The organism is Mycobacterium sp. (assembly GCF_044370595.1).
Taxonomy (GTDB): domain Bacteria; phylum Actinomycetota; class Actinomycetes; order Mycobacteriales; family Mycobacteriaceae; genus Mycobacterium.
In genome coordinates this window covers 1-6,376 of sequence record NZ_JBILVF010000179.1, presented here as the reverse complement: position 1 = coordinate 6,376, position 6,376 = coordinate 1, and the positions used below count along the sequence as shown (strand labels likewise).

Below are 6,376 nucleotides of genomic sequence, written 5' to 3'. Positions count from 1 at the left end.
AGTTTGTCACTGAGTTTAGCCCGATCGTTGGCCGCACTGGCGCTATACGCGCTGGCGGTCACAGCGACTGCAGGGCCCAGCCGGGCTGATCCGCCCGCCGAGCCGACCGTGCCGCCAGCCGTGGCTGCTGCGGCACCCCGGGGTGCCGGGGCCGCGCCGCTTGCCTCCGGCGCGCCGGGGGTGCTCGCGACTCCCGACGGCTGGGTTCTGACCGCCTCGGCGGCCAACGAGTCGATTGAACCGGTCTCCTCGTTAACCAACGTGCCGTGGTCGCGCGAATACCTCGTGACGGGAACCTTCACCGGCAACGTCACTGGCTCGGGCAGCACCAACTTGACCGGCGGCACCCTCGAGGCCGGTTACCAGATCGGCTGCGGCATCATGCAGGACGGCCTTGAATCGGTCACCGAGATCGGCGTCGTCCCCGGAGTTTCCTTTCCCGCCTTATTCCCGGTGTTCTTCGGGCTGGCCGCGGGCACCGATCTGCGACTCTCGATGAAGCCGGGCGTGGTCAACATCGTTCCGATCGGCAAATCGACCTTCACCGACACCACCTCCTCACGGGTTTCGGTCACCGGGTACCGGGTCTCGATCGACGGCTGTGAGGGGCAGTCCTTCATCCGCTCCTACGCGACGTTGACGAGTACGACCGCCGACACCGCCGACGTAGTGACCTATCTCGGCGTGACCAGAGCGGTGTAGACAGATGAGGGAACGAGGGGTGGCGCTGGCCGTTTGCCTGCTGCTGATGTCTTCATCACCGGCGGTCGCGTCCGCGGACCCTCCCGGGGACGACGGAGCCCCGCCGGCTGTGGACGTCGTGGCGGCTGACCCGGGGCCGCCACCGGACACCGGCGTCGTCGCGTCCGGGCCGCCGGGAATCGCCGAACTCGTCGACGGCCGCATCCTGACCGTCGCGGCCAGGGACGAAACACAACTGCCGGTGCCGCCACTGACCACCTCGCTGAGTTCGCGGGATTGGCTGGTGGGTGGCACCTTCACCGGTTCGTCGACCGGCGCGGTCTACGGCGGCACGCTGGAAGTCGGCTATCAGATCGGGTGCGGCGTGGAGATGGACAGGGTACGACTGATCGGCGGGATCGGCGGTGGGTTGAGCAACACGGCGATCGACCTTGGTGGGGTCGACCTGTTCGACACCGTTGCAGTCCCGATCTCGGGCCAGATTCGCGTCGAGCCGCGTCCGGGAACTGTCAAGTCCGTCCCGGTCTACCGGAAGGAGTTCACCGGAACGTCGCCCCGGGTCACGGTGAAAGACATCCACATTAAGGTCGACGGCTGCGTCGGTGCGTCCTCGCTGCGGTCCTACGCGGTGTTGACCAGTTCGGCGAACGGCAACACCGATATCGTCGCCTACTACGGCGTCACCAAGGTGTTCTGAATATGCGGCGTGCAGTGGTTCCCGCTTCGGCAACTCTCCTCCTCGCGGCGTTGTGGTGGACCGCGCCAGCGCTGGCCGAACCGGCCCCCGTACCACCTCTGCCGCCGCCGGTCCCCGCGCCACCGCCGGCCCTCGCCGGCCTCGACCCGGCTCTTTTAATTGGTCCATTGGATCAACTCACTCCGGTGACCCTGCTGGCCCCGGACCGTTATCGGTTACCAGACGGCAGCCAGCCCTCGCCCTACGTTCTGTCCGAGGGGGCCCCTCCTGGCCCGTTCGCGTTCATCGACGAATTGAAAGGCGTGCACGCGATGCTGCATGGCGCCCTGGGTCGGCTGCCCGGCTCGGAGTTGGGCGCCGCACTGCCGGGGACAGCCCCGCCGCCCGGCTCGAATCTCCCGCCGGGCCTCGAACAATTCCTGCCGGTGCCGCCCCCGGTACCCGCGCCGGTGCCGACTCCATCCTTGCTGCCGCCGAACTGAACCGCCCCCGTGACGTTCCCGCGCGCCTACCCCGGCTGGGACCCTTCGCGCCGCGTTGGTTCAGTCAGAAATATGCCGCCTTATCCCGCGGCCCTCTCTGTTGGCCGACTACCGACCATCCGACTACCGACCGTCCGACTACCGACCATAAGGGTGACCTTGTGCTCTTCTGCGGATGGCCGGACCCAGTGATGCTGGAGGCAGATCGACGGTAGGGGGCAGGTATGCGTGATGTCTTCAAATTTCTATCCGGGGTAGCGGCAGCAATGACTTTCGTGCACGTCGTCTACGCGGCGGCAACCGCACGGGGCACCGTCTCGGTGCCGATCTGGCGGGGCCGCGAGTGGGGCGTCGGGAAGATGCTGATCGAAGCGGTCGTCTACGGAGCGATCGGCGTCGGCCTTGGATACCTCGGTTGGCGGCCCCAGAGAGTGGAGCGATGACGGGTGAAGAAACTCGAAATCTACAAGTTTCTGTGCGGTTTCCTCGCGGGCGCCGGGGTGGTGCACGCCAATATGGGCTTCGCCATCGCCGCGGGAATGATCAGCGAACCGCATTATCTGGGCCGAACATGGAGTGCTGCATCGTTGTGGATCGGCGCCGGTGTCTACCTGCTGGCCAGTCTGGCGGTGGGCTACCTCGGCTGGGGCAGATCGGCCGCCGGAGATTCCGTTGACGGCCGAAGTCGCGAAAGTGACTCTTCACGGCAGCGCGTGATGCGTTAACGTGATGTCGCGGCCGAGGCAATTCCGAAAAATTGCAGACGATTCCAGGCGATTCCGGCCGGAAGGCGTTGAAAGACAGTCAACGCGGCCAGCATCCCAAGTGTTCTCGGGTTCAGACGGCAGCCCTTCGACAACGACAACTTTGCCTGCGCATGAAGCAGTGAGGTGTGAACCATGAACCACCAACAGACCAACGGCATCGCAACCGCCGGTTGCGTGATCAACGAAGACTGGATCGGCCGCACCGCGGTGATCGCCGTGTCAGGTGTGCTCGACATGCTCACCTCGCCACAGTTGGAGGCGGCGATATCGGCCGCCGGCGGCAAGAACCCCGCCGCGGTCGTGGTGGACCTCAACGACGTCGACTTCCTGGCGTCAGCTGGAATGGGAGCGTTGGTGACGGCCCGCGACCGGGCCGAGGGCAGTTACGGGTTCGCCGTCGTGGCAAGTGGTCCCGCCACCAGCCGCCCGCTCAAGCTGGTGGGTCTGGCCGACGTGATAGGCCTCCACTCCACGCTGCAGGAGGCCCGCGCGGCGCTGGAGGAATAGAACCCTCCAATACCGGGTACATCTGCCGCTGAAATGAGCGCAGCCGGTTCCCCTTGCAACGAGTCCGATGATGACCGATTCACCTGTAATGACGCATCGGCGGACCCGCTGACCGTCACCCGGATTCGTGACGAATTCTCCCGCTGGTTGCGCGGCGGCACCGGGGTCGACGAGCACCGGGCCTGTGACGTAGTCCTCGCCGTCAACGAGGCTCTTTCCAACAGTGCCGAATTCGCCTACACCGACGGTGGTGACGGCACCGTCGATGTGGATGCAGTGCATGATGTGGTGCGTCACACCCTCAGCGTGACGGTTTCCGATCGGGGACATTGGCAGGAAACCAACCCGCTGCATCGGCAGCGCTGCCGCGGCCGGGGCATCCCGCTCATGCGCACCCTCGCCGACTCGGTGATCATCGACACCTCCGGTCTGGGAACCAGCGTGCGCCTGCGCTTCGACGATGTCGCCGACCCGATTGCCCTCGGCCCGGGGGCGTGCTGAGTCGGCGTTGTTCGATGCTCCCTATCATCAGCAGATGGGAACCTATCTAATCGCGGGCGGTAGTCGGGGAATCGGACGCGAATTGGTCCGGCAGCTGGCACCGTCGGCGGAGCGTATCGACGTGTGGTCCCGGTCAGCCGACGGCCTCACCTCAGACGGTCCGGTCCGGCACATCAGCTGCGATATCACTGGGACCGATCCGTTGCCTGAGCCGCCGGAGTCGATCACCGGGGCGGTGTACTGCCCCGGGACTGTGAACCTGAAGAGCTTTCGGGCGCTTTCCGAGGAGGACTTCCGTCGGGACTGGGAAGTCAATCTGCTTGGAGCGGTGCGATTCCTGAAAGCCTGTCAGGCCCGCCTGAAAGGCAATGACGGCGAGCCGGCGAGCGTGGTGCTCTTCAGTACCGTCGCGGTGGGTCAGGGTATGCCGATGCACTCGTCGGTCGCTGCGGCGAAAGGGGCGGTGGAGGGCCTGGTCCGCACACTGGCTGCCGAGTGGGCGCCCAAAGTCCGGGTCAACGCCATCGCACCGGCGTTGGTGGACACCCCACTAGTGGAGCGGATGCTGGGCACTCCGGAGAAGAAAGAGGCGATGGCGGCCCGCTACCCGCTCAAGCGGGTCGGAAGCCCCAGCGACGCAGCGGCTTTGGCGCGGTTTCTGCTGTCGCCGGAGAGCGGCTGGATCACCGGACAGGTCCTCGGCCTGGACGGCGGGATGTCGACGCTCCGCGCCTGAGGGCAGGTCAGGTCACCACGGGAACGTCGGAGGCAGCCTGGAACCGTCCCCCGGGGCTCAGGTGTACTCCAGGACGGCCCCCGCCCACACTCCCGCTCCCACCAGGCCGGCCATGGTGATCAGGCCGACATTGGCAGCGATGGGCAGGCCGAACGCGTCGAGGAGACCTCCGATTACGTCGCCGCTGAACACCTTCTCCATCCCGTAGAGGAAAAGGTTGAGGCTGTAGGCAGGCAGCGACAGCACGATGGCGTTGATCACATCGGCAGTCGGGAGCAAGGGGGCGTACAGACCGGCGACCGTTCCGGAGATGGCGTCGGAGACCGAGTTGATCACGTTCTGAACCATCTGGATGAAACCGCCCGATGCGCCCATCCCCAACGGCCCCAGGTTCGCCAACGAGAAAGCTGAAATATCTTGGGCCACCGATCCGTTCGGCCCGAAGTCGGCGATGAAGTCGGCGATGCCCTGCTCGATGCCCTCGAAGAACTTCGTGAACGCCTCACCGTAGACGGGCCCGAACGGCGGGGTCACTCCGAACGGAGTCAGTTCGTTGCCGTTGGGTTGCGTGCCGGTGGTGAATCCGTGCGCCGGATCGGCGTAGCCGAAGTCCACGATCACCTTCAGCGCAGGCTGGATAAGGTCGGCCAGCGGGTTGCCGATGAAGGGGATGTCCCGCAGCGGCTGCAGCAGCGGCAGGTTCTCGGTGGGGATGAAGAAGTACTGCTGCGACGGGGAGGTCGACGGCAGCGGCACCGCCGCCTCCACCTCAGTCTTCAACAGACAGAACGCCTTCTGCGCACACTGTTCCTGGCTGATCGTCGGGGTGTATTGGACGTGGACGTAGGCGATCCCCAGTGCGGCGTTGAGCACGGACAGGAAGTTAATCGGGTAGCGCGGGAAGTCCGAGAAGCCGTCATATTCCCTTTGGTAATTCGTCGTGGCGTACTCCTGGCCGGTGGGCGGGAGTGGACCGCCCGGGGTCGGGCCGTAAAAGGGGATGCCGAGGCTGGGCAGGTTGAGAATGGGCATGTCCCGGCCGCTGAATCGGGACAGGAACCCGCCGTTGGGGTTCATTTCGTTGCCCACGAAGACGAAGTTGATGCTGTCGGCAAGTCCTTCCGGAACCCCGAACTTCACGTCCTGGCCGTCGACCTCGACGGTGTAGCCGCCCTGGAGCAGCGACCCGATGATCGCGCTCTGGGAGTAGCCGAACACCGTCACCGGCGTCCCGGCGGGCAGCGGGGTGAGCACGTCGCTGAGGATCTGGATGCCCTGATCCACTGAGGTGTTCAACGGCAGGCTCTTGATGCCGGTAATCGGGTATAGACCCTCGGGGGTGAAGACCAACTGCTGGGTTCCGGGGATCCCGTTGGGAATGTAGTAGCTCATGACGGTATTGCCGTACTTCGCCGACGGGATCGGAACGCCGCTGGGCCCCAAAATGATCGGCAGCGGCGCCGTCGTGATGGCCGCCGCCGGCGGCACCGACGCAGTGCTCGTCTCGGCTGCCGGATTGCGGCGGGCGAACGCCAGCGTCGCCCAGTCCAGTGGGGAGCCGACCGGAATGCCGGTGTTGCTGCCGGCGAAGGGATCGGTCAATGCGGTGGCCGCTGCCGTCAGCACGGATGCCACCGGCGCGGGGGCGGAGACCGGTTGGGTAGCTGCCGGCGCCGCGGGGAGGATCGCGGCGACCGGAGCGCTTTGGCTGGCGGCCACAGCCAGCGGAGCAGACTCGACGGCGGCTGCTGCGTCGGTAGCCCTCGCCACGGGAACCTCGACCGGGGCGGGTGCCTCGACCGGCGGCTGGGAGGCGGTCACCGCCACCACCGCGGCGGGCTGCTCGGAGCGGTTGGTGGAGTGGGGATTCAGCGCTGAGACCCGCGGTCCGGGCTCGATCTCCGGTTGGACCGCGCCGGCCGACTGCCCGCGTCGCGGGCTCACCGTGGCGGCATTGGGCGCCGTTTCATTGGCCGCCGTTTCA

General features: G+C 66.2%; 9 protein-coding genes. 8 read left to right on the top strand and 1 reads right to left on the bottom strand.

Annotated elements, in window-relative coordinates:
• The 8 genes from ADBZ5N_RS16700 to ADBZ5N_RS16665 all read left to right on the top strand — a co-directional run.
• On the top strand, positions 1 to 702 hold a 702-nt coding region (locus ADBZ5N_RS16700; RefSeq protein WP_526259329.1), incomplete at its 5' end, for an MspA family porin.
• Positions 703 to 706: 4 nt separating this feature from the next.
• The gene (locus ADBZ5N_RS16695; RefSeq protein ID WP_526259327.1) at positions 707 to 1,399 is read left to right on the top strand and encodes an MspA family porin; all 693 of its coding nucleotides are present in this window, start codon (positions 707 to 709) and stop codon (positions 1,397 to 1,399) included.
• A 167-nt stretch (positions 1,400 to 1,566) separates the two neighbouring features.
• Positions 1,567 to 1,881: a hypothetical protein gene (locus ADBZ5N_RS16690; protein WP_526259325.1), complete on the top strand. Its 315-nt coding sequence runs from the start codon at positions 1,567 to 1,569 to the stop codon at positions 1,879 to 1,881.
• Between the two features lie 224 nt (positions 1,882 to 2,105).
• Positions 2,106 to 2,324 (top strand): hypothetical protein, encoded by a 219-nt coding sequence (locus ADBZ5N_RS16685; protein WP_526259323.1) that lies wholly within the window; start codon positions 2,106 to 2,108, stop codon positions 2,322 to 2,324.
• A gap of 3 nt (positions 2,325 to 2,327) precedes the next feature.
• The gene (locus ADBZ5N_RS16680) at positions 2,328 to 2,606 is read left to right on the top strand and encodes a hypothetical protein (RefSeq protein ID WP_526259321.1); all 279 of its coding nucleotides are present in this window, start codon (positions 2,328 to 2,330) and stop codon (positions 2,604 to 2,606) included.
• Positions 2,607 to 2,780: 174 nt separating this feature from the next.
• Positions 2,781 to 3,155 (top strand): STAS domain-containing protein, encoded by a 375-nt coding sequence (locus tag ADBZ5N_RS16675; RefSeq protein WP_526259319.1) that lies wholly within the window; start codon positions 2,781 to 2,783, stop codon positions 3,153 to 3,155.
• A gap of 33 nt (positions 3,156 to 3,188) precedes the next feature.
• Positions 3,189 to 3,656 (top strand): ATP-binding protein, encoded by a 468-nt coding sequence (locus tag ADBZ5N_RS16670; protein ID WP_526259317.1) that lies wholly within the window; start codon positions 3,189 to 3,191, stop codon positions 3,654 to 3,656.
• Positions 3,657 to 3,690: 34 nt separating this feature from the next.
• Positions 3,691 to 4,392 (top strand): SDR family NAD(P)-dependent oxidoreductase, encoded by a 702-nt coding sequence (locus tag ADBZ5N_RS16665; RefSeq protein ID WP_526259315.1) that lies wholly within the window; start codon positions 3,691 to 3,693, stop codon positions 4,390 to 4,392.
• A gap of 57 nt (positions 4,393 to 4,449) precedes the next feature.
• Here ADBZ5N_RS16665 and ADBZ5N_RS16660 read toward each other — a convergent pair.
• On the bottom strand, positions 4,450 to 6,376 hold a 1,927-nt coding region (locus tag ADBZ5N_RS16660), incomplete at its 5' end, for a PE-PPE domain-containing protein (RefSeq protein WP_526259313.1).